The 16,638-nt window shown below is 61.4% G+C and carries 16 protein-coding genes, 1 tRNA gene and 2 pseudogenes; 12 read left to right on the forward strand and 7 right to left on the reverse strand.

The window, feature by feature from the left end:
- On the reverse strand, positions 1-227 hold a 227-nt coding region (locus Pla111_RS14160), incomplete at its 3' end, for a transposase (protein WP_197525042.1).
- Positions 228-279: 52 nt separating this feature from the next.
- On the opposite strand from Pla111_RS14160, the gene Pla111_RS17320 reads away from it, so the two are divergent.
- Positions 280-819 carry a hypothetical protein gene (locus Pla111_RS17320; RefSeq protein ID WP_197525043.1) on the forward strand — a complete coding sequence of 180 codons (540 nt, stop codon included), beginning with the start codon at positions 280-282 and terminating at the stop codon, positions 817-819.
- A gap of 70 nt (positions 820-889) precedes the next feature.
- On the opposite strand, the gene Pla111_RS14170 is transcribed toward Pla111_RS17320, so the two are convergent.
- From Pla111_RS14170 to Pla111_RS14185, 4 genes are all read right to left on the reverse strand, one after another.
- The gene (locus tag Pla111_RS14170; protein WP_146575108.1) at positions 890-1,318 is read right to left on the reverse strand and encodes a hypothetical protein; all 429 of its coding nucleotides are present in this window, start codon (positions 1,316-1,318) and stop codon (positions 890-892) included.
- Between the two features lie 239 nt (positions 1,319-1,557).
- The gene (locus tag Pla111_RS14175) at positions 1,558-2,676 is read right to left on the reverse strand and encodes a Fic family protein (protein ID WP_146575109.1); all 1,119 of its coding nucleotides are present in this window, start codon (positions 2,674-2,676) and stop codon (positions 1,558-1,560) included.
- Positions 2,677-2,808: 132 nt separating this feature from the next.
- On the reverse strand, positions 2,809-3,123 hold the full coding sequence (locus Pla111_RS14180; protein ID WP_146575110.1) for a hypothetical protein: 315 nt from the start codon (positions 3,121-3,123) through the stop codon (positions 2,809-2,811).
- 473 nt (positions 3,124-3,596) lie between these two features.
- Positions 3,597-4,697: a tyrosine-type recombinase/integrase gene (locus Pla111_RS14185; RefSeq protein WP_146575111.1), complete on the reverse strand. Its 1,101-nt coding sequence runs from the start codon at positions 4,695-4,697 to the stop codon at positions 3,597-3,599.
- Here Pla111_RS14185 and Pla111_RS14190 point away from each other — a divergent pair.
- From Pla111_RS14190 to Pla111_RS14230, 9 genes and pseudogenes are all read left to right on the forward strand, one after another.
- Positions 4,692-5,246 (forward strand): integrase core domain-containing protein, encoded by a 555-nt coding sequence (locus Pla111_RS14190; RefSeq protein ID WP_146575112.1) that lies wholly within the window; start codon positions 4,692-4,694, stop codon positions 5,244-5,246. The genes Pla111_RS14185 and Pla111_RS14190 overlap by 6 nt on opposite strands.
- 385 nt (positions 5,247-5,631) lie before the next feature.
- Positions 5,632-6,722 (forward strand): annotated as a pseudogene (locus Pla111_RS14195) (IS3 family transposase); the annotation flags it as partial.
- Between the two features lie 883 nt (positions 6,723-7,605).
- Entirely contained in the window at positions 7,606-8,682 is a 1,077-nt protein-coding gene (locus Pla111_RS14200; RefSeq protein WP_146575113.1) for a hypothetical protein, read from the forward strand.
- Positions 8,683-9,632: 950 nt separating this feature from the next.
- Complete coding sequence (locus Pla111_RS14205; protein ID WP_146575114.1) at positions 9,633-10,118, forward strand: hypothetical protein; 486 nt, start codon at positions 9,633-9,635, stop codon at positions 10,116-10,118.
- On the forward strand, positions 10,108-11,079 hold the full coding sequence (locus Pla111_RS14210; RefSeq protein WP_146575115.1) for a DNA primase: 972 nt from the start codon (positions 10,108-10,110) through the stop codon (positions 11,077-11,079). Before Pla111_RS14205 ends, Pla111_RS14210 begins: the two co-directional genes overlap by 11 nt.
- Positions 11,076-11,969, forward strand: a complete 894-nt coding sequence (locus Pla111_RS14215) for a DnaB-like helicase C-terminal domain-containing protein (RefSeq protein WP_146575116.1) — start codon at positions 11,076-11,078, stop codon at positions 11,967-11,969. Before Pla111_RS14210 ends, Pla111_RS14215 begins: the two co-directional genes overlap by 4 nt.
- Entirely contained in the window at positions 11,966-12,415 is a 450-nt protein-coding gene (locus Pla111_RS14220) for a winged helix-turn-helix domain-containing protein (RefSeq protein WP_146575117.1), read from the forward strand. Before Pla111_RS14215 ends, Pla111_RS14220 begins: the two co-directional genes overlap by 4 nt.
- 391 nt (positions 12,416-12,806) lie before the next feature.
- Positions 12,807-13,031, forward strand: coding sequence for a hypothetical protein (locus Pla111_RS14225; RefSeq protein WP_231931059.1), 225 nt, complete (start codon positions 12,807-12,809; stop codon positions 13,029-13,031).
- Positions 13,019-14,101: a restriction system modified-DNA reader domain-containing protein gene (locus Pla111_RS14230; protein ID WP_146575119.1), complete on the forward strand. Its 1,083-nt coding sequence runs from the start codon at positions 13,019-13,021 to the stop codon at positions 14,099-14,101. The genes Pla111_RS14225 and Pla111_RS14230 overlap by 13 nt, the downstream gene beginning before the upstream one ends.
- A 60-nt stretch (positions 14,102-14,161) precedes the next feature.
- Here the strand turns inward: Pla111_RS14230 and Pla111_RS17520 are convergent, their stop codons facing one another.
- The gene (locus Pla111_RS17520) at positions 14,162-14,518 is read right to left on the reverse strand and encodes a hypothetical protein (RefSeq protein WP_231931061.1); all 357 of its coding nucleotides are present in this window, start codon (positions 14,516-14,518) and stop codon (positions 14,162-14,164) included.
- Positions 14,519-14,782: 264 nt separating this feature from the next.
- Between Pla111_RS17520 and Pla111_RS17695 the strand changes: the two are divergent.
- Positions 14,783-15,511: pseudogene (locus Pla111_RS17695) on the forward strand (site-specific integrase); the annotation flags it as partial.
- A 297-nt stretch (positions 15,512-15,808) separates the two neighbouring features.
- Here Pla111_RS17695 and Pla111_RS14240 read toward each other — a convergent pair.
- Positions 15,809-15,880: transfer RNA gene (locus Pla111_RS14240), tRNA-Cys, on the reverse strand.
- A gap of 334 nt (positions 15,881-16,214) precedes the next feature.
- Here Pla111_RS14240 and Pla111_RS14245 point away from each other — a divergent pair.
- Positions 16,215-16,586: a hypothetical protein gene (locus Pla111_RS14245; protein ID WP_146575120.1), complete on the forward strand. Its 372-nt coding sequence runs from the start codon at positions 16,215-16,217 to the stop codon at positions 16,584-16,586.
- Positions 16,587-16,638: the final 52 nt, after the last annotated feature.

The following is a 16,638-nucleotide window of genomic DNA, read 5'->3' on the forward strand; positions in this document are numbered from 1 at the left end:
TTGGCCACCAGCCGCTTCAGCTGCGCGTTCTCTTTCTCCAGCGCCCGCAGCTGCTTCGCCAGGTCGGGGGCCATGCCCCCGTACTTCTGACGCCAACGGTAGTACGTCTGCTCGGTGATATCGAGCGTCTTGCAAACCTCAGGAACCTTCTGCCCCTTACCAAGTGCCACGTCCGCCTGACGCAGCTTCTCGATGATCTGCTCCGTCGAATGCTTCGTTCGCTTCATCAAAGAACCTCCATGCCGGGGGACCGCCCAGCTCGGGATTCTCTCATTCAGCATGGCTCAGTTTCAGGGGGGAAGACCAATCTTCGGCGAGCCCGACATCGAGTTCTACGTCCGCAGCACGCCGAAGCTCAGCGAGGAACTGGTCCGCCGCAGCGAACAGGCTTCGGAGCTAGAGGCGAAGAAGAAACACACCGCCGACGAACGGGCCCAGCTCGACCGGTTCCGCACCTTCGAGGAGCGTGCCTCAGCAACCGAAGCGGGCCAGCTCTTCGTCGAGGTACGCGGCGTCGATGTCTTCGACCCCTCGACCGGCGAGGTCCGCAGCGACAGTGCCGACGGCATCGCCTGCTGGATGATCGACGACGACTACAACGAGGAGAGCTTCTTCGTAAGGCACGCTTACTTTCTGGGCCAGAACGACCCCTACAAGGCCATGAAGACAACGCTCAAGGCCGAGATCGACGAGGAAGCCTGGAGCACCCTCAACAGCGACACCAGCCGCCCCTTCGATCGCCCGAAGAGCGGCCGCATTGCCGTCAAGGTGATCAATCACCTCGGGTACGAGGTGATGAAGGTGTTTCGGGTGGAGTGAGAGCGAGAGCTACGAAGACAGGTAGACACTGGCCGATGGCCGCGAGACGGGATGACGTCAAGAGATCGGCCTAAAACCACCAATCGGTCGCGTGTTTCCGCCAATCGATCGCTGGAAGGCATCCCTCGATCACGTCGGTGATCGGTTCGTAGATGCTACCGGCCGACAGAACGGCGACAACGGAGGAGCCTTCGACCGGATAGTCGCCGCCGCCCGCGACGAGCTGATCTGATTCCAACAGGCAGAAGAACAAGGCGACGGGCAACTCCACGGGACCGTCGCTGAGGCCAGCGAATAGCGGCTCGGGTAATCCGAGCGGTTCAACATAGAGCCCGCGGTGATCACCGAAGAGTTTCGCAGCCCGCTTGGGAAGCTCTAGAAGGACGGCATCCGCGATACTGGCCACATTACCTTCCAGATGGCCGCCACCGAAGTGTTCAAGATAAGCGGATGCCAGTCGCACGCGACGGCCGTCGCTCGTCGTCATTGGGAACTTCATCCGGGCCTCTCTTTCGTTGACAGAGTTTCGGGCGAAATCGTGTGCTGAGGCGTCCCCCATCAACGAGATTACTCTCAGGGGTGGAGTGAGGGACCGGTATCGGTACGCCTGGCCCTAAGGCTGCTTGGCGTATCAGGGAAGGCCTCGACCAGCTTGAAGTGTAGCTCCGCAATCAATGGCGTATGGTCCATAAACTCGGCCGACAGACCCTACTGCTTACATTGTGGTGCAAAACGGCGTCAGTCGGAGATGTTCTCAGGCCCCGCGAGCCGGTAGCTGGTGCTCCTGCCGCCGCCAGGGTTCTTCATCAAGACACCCCGAGCTACTTGCTCTCGAATATCTCGCAGCGCCGTGTCAGCTGAGCACTTAGCGAGCTTGGCGTACTTCGACGTGCTGAGGAAACCTTCGAACCCGTTGAGCATCCGGTTGATGACCAAGCGCTGACGCTCGTTGACGGTCTTGTTGTTGAGACGTTCCCAAACGCGAGCCTTGTTGAGCACTCCGGCTAGGCGTTCGTTGCTGCTCTCGATAGCGCGGTCGAGACAGTCAACGAACCATAACAGCCAGCCTGTCACATCGAGTTCGCCTCGTTGGGCACGCTCAAGTTGGTTGTAGTACTCGTTGCGTTCCGCCTCGATCTGCGACGACATGCTGTAGAAGCGATCCTTGGTGCCATCGGCGCGCGCTAACGCCATATCAGCGATCGCACGGGCGATCCGCCCGTTGCCATCCTCGAACGGGTAAATGGTGACGAACCAAAAGTGAGCAAGGCCCGCCAGCAACACGGGATCGACTTCGCTTGGCTTTCTTAGCCAGGCAAGAAAGCGTTCCATCTCCTCTTCCAGTCGCGTAGCGCCCGGAGCCTGGAAATGGACCTTCTCCTTGCCGATGGGACCCGAGACGACCTGCATCGGACCGTCCTCGTCGTTTCTCCACTGCCCGACGGCGATGCGGTTGATCCCGCTGTGCCCGGTTGGGAAGAGCGAGGCGTGCCAGCCGAACAGTCGTTCCCTTGTCAGCACCTGATCGAACTTCTGGGTGGCGTCGAGCATCATCTCGACGACGCCATCGACGCTACGACTAGGCTGAGGAAGCCCCGCCACGTCGAGGCCCAGCCTTCTCGCGATCGAAGATCGGACCTCGTTCGGATCGTGCGCTTCGCCTTCAATCTTGGACGACTTCACCACGTCCGCGGTCAGCACGACGAGGCTCGCTTCGCTCCGAAGATCGAACCCGAGGGTCTCCATCTTGCCAAGCAAGCGGCCCTGCTGATGGCGCACCTTTGCCAGTGGAGCAGCGAGCGAGTCGCTGTCCCAAGTCAGCTCGGGCCAACCGGTCAGTTCGTGGATATACGCCATCTATTCACCGCACCCCATGCGGTGATTATAGCCCGTATTCGCCGCACGGCGCAAGGGGCTACCGCCAAAGCCCTGGAAAACCAGGATAATCGGCCTAAGTAGTAGACACCCGGTCACCAGAGGGGTCTTGGTCTACTGACGGGTTGGTCCCGCCACCGGGCGGTAACTGGCGGCGGGCTTCACGTCCTGCTTTGGGGCCGCGTCCGAGGGCCTGGACTTTGTGAATCGGACGAGATCGATCGCGTCGGCTTCTGAGAGCAGCTGGCGAGATCGCACGTCACCTAGCAGGTAGATCTTGCCCACAGTCTTCTCGTGATAGTAGAAGCCGATCTCGACGGGGATCGTCGAGTTGCGATCGGGGTCGAAGACGCTCACCGTGGCGATCGCGTCGGGGTCGTCTTGGTAGACGGCCGCTTCGTAGCGTGGCTTGGGCGTCCTGCGACTCATCGCTTGCCCTTCCGCTTACCACGAGGTGACGGGCCGCGTGGTTCTAGCTTTGGCTGAGGCTTGGGCGAACTTCGCTTCGGCTTGGGCGCGAGCCAGTGGAACTTGGGCGAGTATCGCTGCTTGTTGGCAAGCCGCGCTTCGCTGTATCTGGCAAAGCGGATTCTAAGGGGTACAAGGTTCTTCTTCAGTTGCATCGAGCGCTCTCTTCTCTTGTACGAGCACGTTGCCACAAGCCAAGCGGGCTTGTCAATCATTTCAGGAACCGCCAACGGCTCAAACTCGACGAGAGGCGCCGGAGCTATCTGGCGACGTCAAAAGCATCGCCGGCAATCGCCAAGATTGCTTGCCGCACCGGCGGCGAAACTAATTCCCACTGCCGCACGAGTTTTTGGAAGTTGTTGTCGCGCAATGTCTCGCAGCGACAATTTGGGCCACAATCCAGCAGCGCATTTGCAGCGCAGCACCGGTTGCATTCAGCGCAATCGCATAGGCTTACGTGACTTAGCTCGATATCCGAGCCCGGTTCGATTCCCGCCGCCTCCACTTTTCGCCGGTTGTGCCAAACAAGGCCAGCCGGCGTTTTTTTGTGCCAAAACCCCTTTTCTACAAGGGTTTACGGCGTCTTCCGGCGTATCTTGCCCAGCCTGCGTTGTGTCACCAGATGCCTTCTTGTGACCATCAGCGTGCCCCGAAATGCAGCCAATATGCAGCCAACTTTTCCCGGCAGGGAGCTTCGCGATGGCCTTCGCCTGATCGGCTAAACCGATGTGCGTGTACTTCATCGTCATCCGAACGTCGCTGTGCCTCGCCAGCTCCTTGGCCTCCGGCACCGACGCCCCGTTCCGCAGCAGCTCGGTGATATGGGTGTGCCGCCCGGCCGCGTGAAAGTCGGCCACGCGCCCCTTCTTATCGCGGTACGGGAGACCGGCCCGCTCCAGGTCTTTCTTGACCATCAACCAAGTCCGGCGGCGATCCAGCTTGGGGAACAGCTTCTCGTCGGGCGCTAGGCCTGCGCACCACTCCGGTAGCCGCAGGGCGAGGTCGGCGTGCAGCGGCAGCACGTCCTTGCGGCGGTGCTTGGAGCAGGCGGCGTCGATCGTCAGCGTGGGGGGCGTTCCCTCCAGGTCAAAGCTCTCGGGCGTCAGGCTCGCGAGCTCTCGCCGCCGCAGCCCGGTCATGTACGACATGATGTAGATGCGGGCCCGCTGCTCGCCATCGAAACACTGGATCGAAACGCCGCTCGTCCGTGCCGATTGCACCAAGGTCGCGAACTCATCGGGGAGCAGCGCCCGCCGTTGGTGGCGGATATCTTCTTGGGCGTTGAGCCTCTTCAGCCCCTGGAGCGGGTTGTGCGGCATCCGCTTGGGGACCATCCAGTTGCAGAAGCTGTCGATCGCCTGGGCGTAGTGGTTGTAGGTGCGAAAGCCGAGCTCGCCGGTGGCGAGCCGTTCGCGGAGCACCTCTTCGACCGATTCAATGTCGATGTCGACGATCGACTCCATGCTGGCGTCTTGGACGATCCGCCGCACCCGCGACATGACGAGCTTGACGTGCTTGGGGGACGTTTTTTGCAAGCTCTTCTCGAAGGCCGCCAGCTGCGGATGCTGTGCGTGCTGGACGAGTTCACTCGGGAGAGTTTAGCGATCGAGGTGCAGCGGTCGTTCACGGCGCGGCAGGTTCAGGACGTGCTGGGTTACCTGTTCGCGGTGCGTGGAGCGCCCGAGCACATCCGCTCGGATAATGGCTCCGAGTTCGTTGCCAAGAGTATCCGTCGTTGGCTCGATCGGGCGTGCGTGAAGACACTCTTCGTCGCCAAGGCGAGCCCGTGGGAGAACGGCTACATCGAGAGCTTCAACAGCCGCTTCCGCCAAGAGCTGCTGGACCGCGAGCTGTTCTTGGGCTTGGAGGATGCTCGTTGGTGCGTCGATAGGTGGCGTCTGGACTACAACCACCACCGGCCACACAGCTCGCTGGGTCACATCCCTCCGGCCGAGTTCGCCGCCCGTTGGGCCGCTTCCGCTCCGGGCCCTGCTCAGCCTACGGCTTCGCAGGCCCCTCCGCTCCAGCTGCCCAACGGACTACCATCTAATCATCCCGATTCTCTCATAGCGACTGGCACATAGATCGGGGGAAGGCCAGCTGGCCCTAGAATGGCGCATCTACTATGCAACGGAAGGGAAGCGGCACCAACCTTTAGTCGCCGATAAAATCACGACGGTGATTAACAGCCTCAAGCGCACCATCACGCAAGGAGGCCAAACGCTAAGCAACGCGAAAGCTGCTTTGCCAGGCATAAACTCGGAGATAGCATCTCTCAGAAGCCAGGGAAGCGGGGATCCTAGGCAAGCTGGCGCAATCGCCGCCAAGCTACGCCAGGCCCAATCGCAACAGCGACGCGCTCAAAGTGCGATACGTCGGTTCGAGCGATCCATCCCGTGGCCTGCTATCGAAAACCTGATCCAGTCTTTATGAAGGTCTCACCCGCCCGAAGGGCCAGGAGACCGAAGGATGAGCCAGAAGCGTAGGAAGCGGCACACGCCCGAGCAGATCGTGAAGAAGTTGCGCGACGCGGACGCGATGCTGTCAGCGGGCAAGGATCAGGCCGTGGTGCTGCAGACGCTGGAGGTGAGCGAATCGACGCTCGACCGTTGGCGGAAGCAGTACGGCGGCATGAAGTCGGAGGAAGCGGTCCGGCTGAAGAAGCTCGAAGACGAGAACCGTCGTTTGAAGCAGTTGGTTGCGAATCAGGCGCTAGACATCCAAGCCCTGAGGATCGTGGCCGAGGGAAACTTCTGAGCCCTTCCCGGAAGCGTGCGGCGGTGACCCGGGTGCGAGAGCAGTTGGGTCTCTCCGAGCGGAGGGCGTGCAAGGCGATCCGCCAGCCGCGATCAAGTCAGCGATACCAGTCGAAGCCGCGGAGCGACGAGCCACGGTTGGTGAAGCGGATGCTGCAGCTGGTGCGTCGGCGGCCGCGGTTCGGCTACCGGCGTGTTGCGGCGCTCTTGCGGTCCGAGGGCTTCGGTGCGAGCGAGTCGCGAATCTTGCGTCTTTGGAGGAAGGAGGGCCTGAAAGTGCCTGGGAAGAAGCGGAAACGGCGTCGATTGGGGTTGGCGGAGAACGGCTGCGACCGGCGGCGGGCGGCGCACCGCAACCACGTGTGGACTTGGGACTTCGTGTTCGACAAGACGACGGGGGGGAGCCAGCTGAAGTGGCTGTCGATAATCGACGAGCACACGCGCGAGTGCCTGGCTCTGAAGTGCGACCGGAGCATCACGAGCGAGGACGTGATCGACACGCTGGCGGAGCTCTTCGCGATGCACGGCGTGCCGGAGCACATCCGCAGCGACAACGGGAGCGAGTTCACTGCGAAGGCGATCCGTCGTTGGCTAGGGCAGCTGGGCGTGGGGACGCTCTACATCGAGCCGGCCAGCCCGTGGCAGAACGGTTACGCCGAGAGCTTCCACAGCCGGCTGAGGGACGAGTTCTTGGCGGTCGAGGAGTTCGAGTCGCTCGCCGCGGCGAGGAAGCTCACGGCCGCGTGGCGAGAGGATTACAACCACCACCGGCCGCATGGCTCCCTGGGGTACCTGACCCCGGCACAGTTCGCGGCCCGCTGCCCCGCTTCCGCTCCGAAGGCTGCTTCGGCTACGCCTCAGCAGCCTTCTCCGCTCCAGCAGGGCAGCGGCTTTACCCAACCCGTACCTTCATAGCAGGTGGTACAGGAATTCGACGCTGGTCACCCGAAAGCGCAAGCAGAACTTAAGAAAATGGACGAAGTGGTGGTCGTTGGAAAAGAGATCCATCAAAAAGTTAGGCTTAATGGTCAACTACTCGTCGAAAAGGATGGGGAGCAATTGCTACTTGCTCAGTTTTAGCATTCCATGGCGGCAAATCCTGACTAGGAAACATGCCGCAAGGAAGTCAAGCTGTGAGTTTATCGCAAGTTCATGCTTCCGCCGCGAGGCTATTGGAAACAGAGCCGTGTCGTGGTTCGACGATTTTTGTCGCACTCAAGGCAGCGGTTTTGTTCTTCGGTGGCCTACTTCAAGCCCGGCCGCAAACGGATGAGGCAAGCCTGCCAATGCCTCTCCGCGCTCGGGACCGGTCCGCTCGGAACACTACGTCCAACCTCCGTTGAAAGGTGTCTACGCCCCAGCACAACGGGGTATCCTCTTAGGTTATTGTGTCCTTAAGCCGAGCCGGAAAACACGACCTTCCGCCGCTTGAAACGCTACTTCATCCGCGAGAGCATGAAGCACGCCCGGTCGTGGTCTTGTAAGTTGGCCGAGTGGAAGACGACCATCAGCACCAACCCGAGCGCAACAGAGTAATCTGATCGACGTGCTTGTCTCTGAAGGTTCTCCCAGGCTCCTAGCCTGCCGGACTCCCCGTACGAGCAGCTGCCAAATAAGATAATCATTACCGCCCTCATGCAGTGCTCGCTACTGCCTACTAAACCGCTCGCTTATTACAATCGATGAGATGCACCAAGCTGCTTCGAATACGGTAGCCGATTCTCTTAACGCGCTCGCGAGTGCTCTTGCTTCGTTGTACGAAGACTCGAGGCACCTAAGTGCGGACTTTGACTTTGGCGGTTTCGTGTTTCCAAGCGATGACGAGGGCGACGTTTGGACTTACGGAATCATTACACCACAGGGCGATGCGAACTGGCGGGGTGGCTGGCCTAACTGGGTGCCAAAGATACTCCATCGCAAAGATTGGCGTTATCGGCTGGATGAAGCCATGTTTTCCGTCCAGGAGTACGCAGAAGAAAGGAATCTAAACAAGCCCGATTTTCCACAGCCAATTAAGCAAACCTTCCAAGCTTTGTTCAATGGTAAAGCGCCGGAATGGATGGGTTATAGGAAGTGCGAATCTTCAGAACCTTGCCTCTGCTTTCGTGAAAAGTACTCTGAATTAGAAACAGCGATCACTTCAGTTGAATATAGTCTACGAGCCGCGTCTCCCGAATGGATTCGAGCGGTGGATAGTCTTGGAGCAAGAAACTGGCGTGAACGCCTCTTACGGAAAGTGATTGACCCACTCAAGTACTCTCCCTCTTATTTTGAAGACGATCGCAAGCCGTTCAACTATCCCAGCACAAGCCGGCAGTACTTGGAATTGTCACGTGGTCTCGCTCCTGTAAAAAGCTGGGCCAAGGGTTTAGGCGAGCTACGAAGCTATATCAAGGACGCTGAAGCTTGCCGATACGTCGGTCTAGTTCAGCCGGTCGGAGGTAGCAGCCAGACCGTGACATCCGCTCGGGATGAGTCAGAAGATGCAGTGAGTTTGCAGCCCGCTCAGCAGAAGGCCTGGGCTAGCTACTTACTAGCGGAAGCGAAGATAGGGCTCGGTAGGACGGACAGGGAGACCTACGATTGGTTGGCCGAATGCGACGCGGAGCTGTTCGTCGGCCCCCTTGCAGATTACGAATTGCCATCCTGCGACACTTGGCAACGGCAATTGCGGGCGGCTCGCAAACACTTCGGCGGGCAGAAGAATCAGCCTCGGGCGAGTCGCCCGTCCGGAGGATCGATTGTGTTAGCGTCCGAGATTTAGGTCGCCGACCTCGCAAACCGGACTAGACCGGATTTTATTCAGAAATCCGGTCTGAATCCTCGTACTGCAAATTGCGAGCAATTAGCAGTATCCCCCGAATAGTCCTGGGCGGATCGTCCACGATCCGCCTCGATCCGGTTTCCGTTCTATAGCGGCTTGCTGATGACTAGCCCTGTGAGGGGCGGGCAAGTAGCAGAAACCGGAGGCCGAATATGGCTACCACTACTATGGCTTACGCGGTCGACTCCGCGCCTATGTATCTGAACGCTGAGACCTGCGCGTCTCGCTACGGCGTGTCCCCTTCCCATTGGAGAAGGCTGGTTGACGCCGGCCGCGCTCCCCAGCCAGTACGGCTCGGGCGTCTTGTAAGGTGGGCGGTTACCACTCTCGACCGTTGGGATTCTGACGGTTGCCCGACTTGCCGCCCGTCGCGGGCAAGGGGCGCCAAATGACCAGGACGAAGAGAGATTCCGATGACCTTCGCAGCCCTCGGGACCACTGGCCCGTCGATCGCGCCCCCCGAAGTGGCGATAGCGATCTGAGTATCGACGCCACACGGCAAATTGATCCGATGTCCCTTCGTGTGGTGAATGGACAGATGGCGTTGATGTGCGCACTGCTTCAGTCTGCAGACAGGAAGGCAACAATCGACGATGCAACGAGCCCCGTCGAACGAGAGTTCAGCTTTACAAGCGGCGGCCGCTGGCGTGGGCAAGTCGTCCGAGGACTCAAAGCCCAAAGCCTCATCGAACGAGTCGGCTACACGGTGAGCGAGCGACCGTCTCGCCATTTTGGCACGGTCGCGGTCTGGAGGCGGGCTAATCGCGACAGAGGTATCTCTTCCCGAGCGCGGCTCTTAGCGGTGCGCGACAACCTCATAAACAAAACAACGCCCACGTTACCAGACGGCGATTTGGACGATTCAAACCTCAACTCGGAGGATTCAAACCGTGGGTAAGCTAACTGACATTTTAGCCGCCGGCGGCTTTGGCGGCGACGACTTTACGAAGAATTGGCAATCGACCGTCGCGGCTGACGAGTTCGAGCCGCTACCAACCGGTGAGTACGTCGCGACGATTCAGCACGGTGAATTGACGACGGTCGGCTCAAAGGATACGCCCAGCTACAAGCTGACGTTCCGAGTTGCCGAAGGTGACCACGCTGATCGACTTTTCTGGCATGATGTATGGCTAACAAGAGCAGCCCTCCCACAAGCGAAGCGGGATCTGGCAAAGCTTGGCGTCACCGATCCGACGCAGCTGGAGAGGGCGATCCCGATAGGAATCGTCTGCAAAGTCCGGCTTGCTCTGCGGCGTGACGACGACGGCACGGAACGTAATCGGGTCCAGCGATTTGAAGTGCTGCGGATTGAGACGCCCGAGGCGGATCCATACGCTCCGCTGTATGGAGAGGAGGACGCAACCGATGCCGCATAACAACGCGACGCCCTACGGGTTTCGTGTTGTCGGCGGGCGCCACGGCCTGCGGCGGCTTGTCACTTGGCAAGCCGCCCTGGCCGGGCACGCCGCCTGCGAAGCCCGGGCCGAGAATGACCGCGAAAGCTACTTGTCGGCGTTCACGTTCGGCGATGAACTACGCGACCACCTGGCCGACACCGGCAGCGTGAAGGGTTACAGTGGGCCCTGTGGCGCGCTGTGGCTGTGGTTCGACCTCGACGACGCCGACGACCCGAGCCGCACCCTCGACGCCGCTAGGCGGCTCTGTGCGGGGCTGATCGATCGCTATGGAATCGATGGCGACGACCTGCTGATTTTCTACTCGGGCGCGAAGGGCTACCACGTTGGTCTGCCGACGGCGCTGTGCGGATCACCCGCGCCCTCGGCGGGGTTCCACCGCGTTGCGCGCCGGTTCGCCGAAGCGACCGCCGAGCGGCTGCGATTGCAAATCGACTCGGGCGTTTACGATCGTGTGCGGCTCTTCCGCTCGCCAAACAGCCGCCACCAGAGGACGGGCCGCTACAAGCGCCGCCTCACGTTCGACGAACTGCTCGGCTTGCGTCACGACGCCATCGAGCGAATGGCTGCGGCCCCCGAGCCGTTTGACCTGCCGACGGCGCCCGCGCTCGACTTCCAAGCGCTCGCCGATTGGAACCAAGCCGCCGATGCGGTGAAGGCGGACGACGACGCCCGCGCCGAGCGGCGGGCCGCGGCGACCGGCGTGACGCTCAACCGCCGGACGCTCGACTTCATCCGCAACGGCGCCAGCGAAGGGGACCGCCACCGGCTGCTCTACTCGGCAGCGGCGAACCTAGCGGAATTCGGGGCGAGCTACGAGCTGGCCGCCGCGCTGCTGACGGAGTCCGCCCTCGATTCGGGCCTGCCGCCGTCGGAAGTGGCGCGGCAAATCAAGTGCGGAGTGGAGGGCGTCAAGCAATGAGCAACCGCTACGAAACCGCCGGCAACCTGCTCGGCACCTGGCGCGACGACCTGATGACCGGTGAGCGGCCGCCGCGTTGGCCGGTCGGACCGGCCGTGTTCGACCCGATCGAGCTGGGGCCAGGGCTGGTGGTGCTGCTCGGCGGCGCGCCGGGGGCCGGCAAAACCGCCCTGGCCATGCAATGGACGCTCGACGCCCTGCGGCTGTCGCCCGACCTGCGGGGTCTGGTGGTGAACGTCGAGACAACGCCCGCCGTCCTGCTCGATCGCCAGTTGGCGAGGCTGTCGGGCATCCCGCTCGCCACGGTTCGCGACCGGGGGTTCGACGAGCTGCACGGCGAGCGGCTGGCGTTCGGCATCGACGCCGTCGAGGCGGTCGCCGACCGGCTGGCGTTCCTGACGCCGCCGTTTGATCTGCCGTCGATCGCCACGGCCGCCGACGACTTCGGCGCCAACCTGCTGGTGCTCGACTACGCGCAGCGCATCGACGCTGGTCCTCACGCCGACAAACGCAATGCCGTCAACTTGCTGATGGACTACCTGCGGCGGTTCGCCGGCGCAGGGGTCGGCGTGCTCGCCCTAGCAGCCGTTGGGCGGACGAAAGACGCCAAAGGCCGCAGCAGCTACGCCGCCGAGGGGCTCGGGCTGGCCAGCTTCCGCGAATCGAGTGAGCTTGAGTTCGGCTGCGACAGCGCCTACATGCTCAGCCGCGGCAGCGGGCCCCACGTGGCCGATCTGCGTTGCCTCAAGAACCGCCACGGGGAGCTGATCGACCTGCGGCTGCAGTTCGACGGCTCGTTGCAACGGTTCGAGACGCAAGGCGACTTCGCCGGCGGTGGGGCGGTTGAATCGCTCGGTGAGCTGTGGAACGCGACGGAGGGCGCCGCATGAATGATCGCCAACCGCCACGAGGCTGCGACGTGCTGCCGCCAATGACGCCGCCGACGCCGCGCCCGCAATCACAGTGTTCAGATCTGCCCCGCAATGCGGCGCAATCCGTCGCCAAAAAGAAGGCCGCAGGGCGCTTCGCCACGCTCAACCGGTTCGTCGATACGGGCGCCCGGTTGGTGGACACTACGGCGCAGGCGTGCTGGTGGGTTCTCTATCGCGAAACGAAGCCCGACGGGCTAGCGACCGTCTCGCACCAACGGGTCGCCGAGTGCGTCGGCGTCAATCGCAAGACGGTGACGCGAGCGCTGCGGCGGTTGGAGTCGGCGCGGCTGCTAACCGTAGTGCGACAGGGTGGCTGGCGGCGCGGCCCCTCGACGTACCGCCTTCACGCCACGCCCAAGCGGCCGAAGCCCACCAGCGGCCCAAGTACCACAAGTGAGCCTTAGCCAAGTACCACCTGCGCCCTATTGCTAGTACCACCCGCGCCCCATGAACCAGAAAACCAGAAGGCGTGAGCGCTTCTGAAGTTGCTGCGCAACGAAGCGTCACGCACCAAAAAGAGCCGCCCCCACGCCCGCGATCCTAACCGGCCTGCGGCGCCTAGGGAACAAACCACTAACCCTCAGCAACGGCGTTCGGGCATCGACCCGCCGCCGCGCTGCCCCCCTGACCACCGCGACCCGGCCGTCTGGAAATTGGCCACCGACCCAAAACGCCCGGGCTACCGCTGAGCCGCCTGCGGCTTCCGCGGCTGGTTCTATGGGTATGTGCCGCCCAAACGCAAGAAACCAACCCGCCGGCGTTGACTTGAGCCGCGCCGGTTGTCCTAATTGTGACATGCCTGGGCGACATTTCCTGACGATGACCGAAGCGTTGCGCGACGCTCTCCTGAACGACCCGCGTAGCTACAACCAAGTGGCGAAGCTCACGGGTCTAACCCGCACGAGTCTGATGGCGTTCGCCGAGGGCAAGCGATCGCTGCGGCTCGACCTGGCGGACCGCCTGGCGGCGTTCTATCAACTGGCTCTTCTCCGTATTGAGGATGCGAAGTGGGTGAACTAGTCGACGAGATTCGGAAGGTCAAGCAGCGTATCGAAAAGTACGGTGTCAAAGGAATCAATGAGCAAGACACCAAGGCGACGCTGATTCAGCCGATCTTGCGAACTCTTGGCTGGGACGTTGAAGACCTCGAAGACGTTCAGCGCGAATACAAGCCGCGGAAGCAGGATAAGCCGGTGGATTACGCGCTGATGCTACTGCGTACACCATGCTTGTTTGTTGAGGCTAAGGCGTTGGGCCAGAACCTCGATGACCGTAAGTGGGCTAGTCAATTTATGGGATATGCCGGTGTTGCTGGCGTACGTTGGGTAGCGCTGACCGATGGCAACGAGTATCGGCTGTACAACACTCACGCCGCAGTACCTGTTGAAGAGAAGTTATTCAGGAGCGTCAAGATAACTGACTCGATCGAGGACGCCGCAGCGACGCTCTGTCTCTTGTCCCGCGACCGAATGCAAGGAAACGAGATTGACAGTTTGTGGAACGCCTTTTTTATCGATAAGCAAGTGCGATCCGCTATTGATGAGCTTCTGCTCGATGGCGGTGACGCCGCACTGATGAGAATATTGAGCAAGCGGCTACCCAATCTTGCCAACAAGGATATTAGGGCGAGCCTGCGGCGCGCTGAAGTGACCGTCAGTTTTCCCGTTGCCCCTACCGACTCGCCAGACTCACCGCTAAAGCGTAAGCCGCCCGCGAAGGCGAGACGTAAGCCGTCGCGGCAAACGCCGAAGCGGCCGCGCTCGGCTAGTGGTCAACTGATAGACATGGGAGTGCAGAAGCGTCAACAGTTGAGCGTGTTGATGGAGCACGGCTATGTCGCTGCGGGGCAAGAACTCTTGGCTCGATACCGTGGCGCAGATATTTCCGCAACGATAACGAAAGCTGGAAAGGTCAAGTTCGATGGTGCAGAGTACGAATCGCTATCTGCTGCAGGAGCGGCGGCGAAGAGCGTCTACGGGGGCGGTGGCCATCTTGCGACCGACGGCTGGACGTTCTGGCAGACTGCGGTCGATGGCGGCTCTGTCGTACCGATGAAGGCGATTCGCAGCAATTACCTATCAAAGAAGTAGTGAGCTATGGCAACCGTCTACCGCAAAACTGTCACCCGCCCGCTCCCCGAGGGCGCCGAGCTACTCACCCGTAAGGGCCGACAGCTCGCCCGCTGGCGAGATCGGAAGGGCGAGCGCCGCACGGGCACCGTCATCGAAGGGCGCGACGGGACGCTGCGGGTTAGCGTCGAGTCGGCAACGTACATCGCCAAATACCGCGACGGCTCGGGCGTCGTCCGCGAAGTCTCTACCGGCTGCCGTAGCAAAGACGCCGCGCTCGCTGTGCTCCGCGACCTTGTGGAACGGGCCGAGAAGGTCCGCGCCGGCGTCGTCACGGCCGCCGACGACGTCGTGCGTGACTGGCTGCCGACTCCGATCACCAAGTCGATATCCGACTACACTAGCGAATTGAGGGACCGCGGACGCAGCGTGAAACATATCGCCGACTGTCAACGACTAACGAGCAGAGTCTTTGACGATTGCAGCATGATACTCCTGCGTGACGTTACCGCTGGACCAGTCGAGCGGTGGCTCCGCGATCGATCGGTTGAAGGATTAGCGCCGCGAACACGCAACAGCTACCTGCAAGCAGTGCGCGGATTCTGCCGCTGGTGCGTCGAGAAAGGGCGACTGTTGGCTGATCCGACTCGGAGCATCGCCAAGGTCAACGAATCATGTGACCGACGAAGACGTCGGCGATCAATGCTACCGGTAGAACTGCAGCGGTTGATCTACGTCACCACTTGGAGACCACTCGCCGAACGGGGCCGCCTTACCGTAGCTAAGCCCCGGACAGAGCGCCGCGGTAAACGCGACACCTGGACTCTTGCTCCGCTCACACTGGCCGACCTGCCCGCCGCAGTTGAACGGGCAAGGGAACGACTGGCCGACCGTCCGCAGACGATCGCCAAGCTAGAACGCCGTGGCCGCGGCCGTGCATTGACCTATAAGGCGCTTGTCCTCACCGGCCTGCGACGCAGCGAGCTTGCTAGCCTGACCGTGGCCGATGCGATCCTCGACGCCGAGCCACCACGACTGGTGCTTGACGCAGCCAATGCCAAGAACGGCGAAGCTGCTGAGCTGCCGTTGCGTACCGACCTCGCTGACGACCTACGGACATGGCTCGGCGGCTTGCTAGCGACGAAGTCGGCCAAGACCGGATCTGACAAAATGGTGCGTTTACCCGCTATAGGTATGCCAGCAGTCTTGACGCCACAGACTCCCCTCTTTGTTGTACCCCCGCAGCTAATCAAGATTTTCGACGCCGACCTCGCCGTCGCTGGAATAGCAAAACAAGACGACCGCGGACGCACTCTCGACGTTCACGCCCTGCGCCATTCGTTTGGTTCGCTGTTATCGGCGGGCGGGGTCTCGCCCCGTACGGCTCAGGCAGCGATGCGGCACTCGTCGATCGATTTGACGATGAACGTCTACACCGATCCGAGGGTGCTCGACGTTGCTGGCGCACTCAATGTGCTGCCAGCATTGCCGCTAGAAGGCTCACCTTATAAGCCGCACCCCTGCGAAGCGACCGGCTCTTACGATCGAGGGCAAACCGCAAGCACAGCAAACCCAAACGTTGTTCATTCGGTTGCACCAACGGTTGCACCAAATTCTGGAAACTGGGGCAAACCGGAGGCTCTTGCTGACAATTCGCCCCCTCGCTCCCCGCAGCCAAGAAACGAAAAAACCCCGCGAAACGCTGGGGTTTCGCGGGGTTCGAGCGAGAGGCGCCGGGCGGAATCGAACCGCCGATGTCGGATTTGCAATCCGATGCCTTAGCCATTTGGCTACGGCGCCAGTTTTTGTCGCGAGAAATCTGGTCGTAAACGTCCGAGCATGTCGCCCCACGCTTGCCGATGACAGACTATCTGCGACGGTTGTGCAGGATGTATCGACCGGTGACACCACCGCACTAAAGCCGAAAGTACGAAATGCGGGGGGAATGGTCAAGCGATGCCGATCGCGGCATCTTTCAGGCTTGCGGATGGTGAGCGTTGAGGCCGGCACCGATTGTGCCGCCGGAAGGGAGCTTCCTGGGGAGGGTGCTCGCAACGCGTCGATGTCGGACTGCGTGGCGTGCCGGTGTTAGACATGTCCACCCCCTCTGGTCCTCCCGGAGCTACCGGTCACGATGAACGTTCGCTACTCCGCTCAACTGCTCTTGGCTGTGCTTGCGCTGACCGTTAGCAGCTTGGCCACGGCTCAAGACATGGCGCTCGACGGAGAATCGGTGCCGGCCGAGCAGCGGCAGTCCGGCTGGGACTATGAGCAGAGCGTGGCACCGTCCACTCCGACCCAGATCATCCAGCAGAAGGCCCAAAGCCGGGGCGCGCAGCGTGCCAGCCGGATCGCTGCCCAAGAGTGGTACGGGTACTCACAAGCCCGTCCACGCACCAATGCCACGCCCTTCTCGGGCATGTATGGCACGCACTTCAATGGCAGCGTGTTCGGACGTCCGGCCGCGCACTACGCGACCCGTCCGATCATTATTGTGAACAAATGATTGGCTATTAGGTTCCGCAGCAAGCGTCCTCGCCAACAGCGGGTTTAGCTCG

It is taken from the genome of Botrimarina hoheduenensis, from assembly GCF_007859815.1.
GTDB lineage: Bacteria > Planctomycetota > Planctomycetia > Pirellulales > Lacipirellulaceae > Botrimarina > Botrimarina hoheduenensis.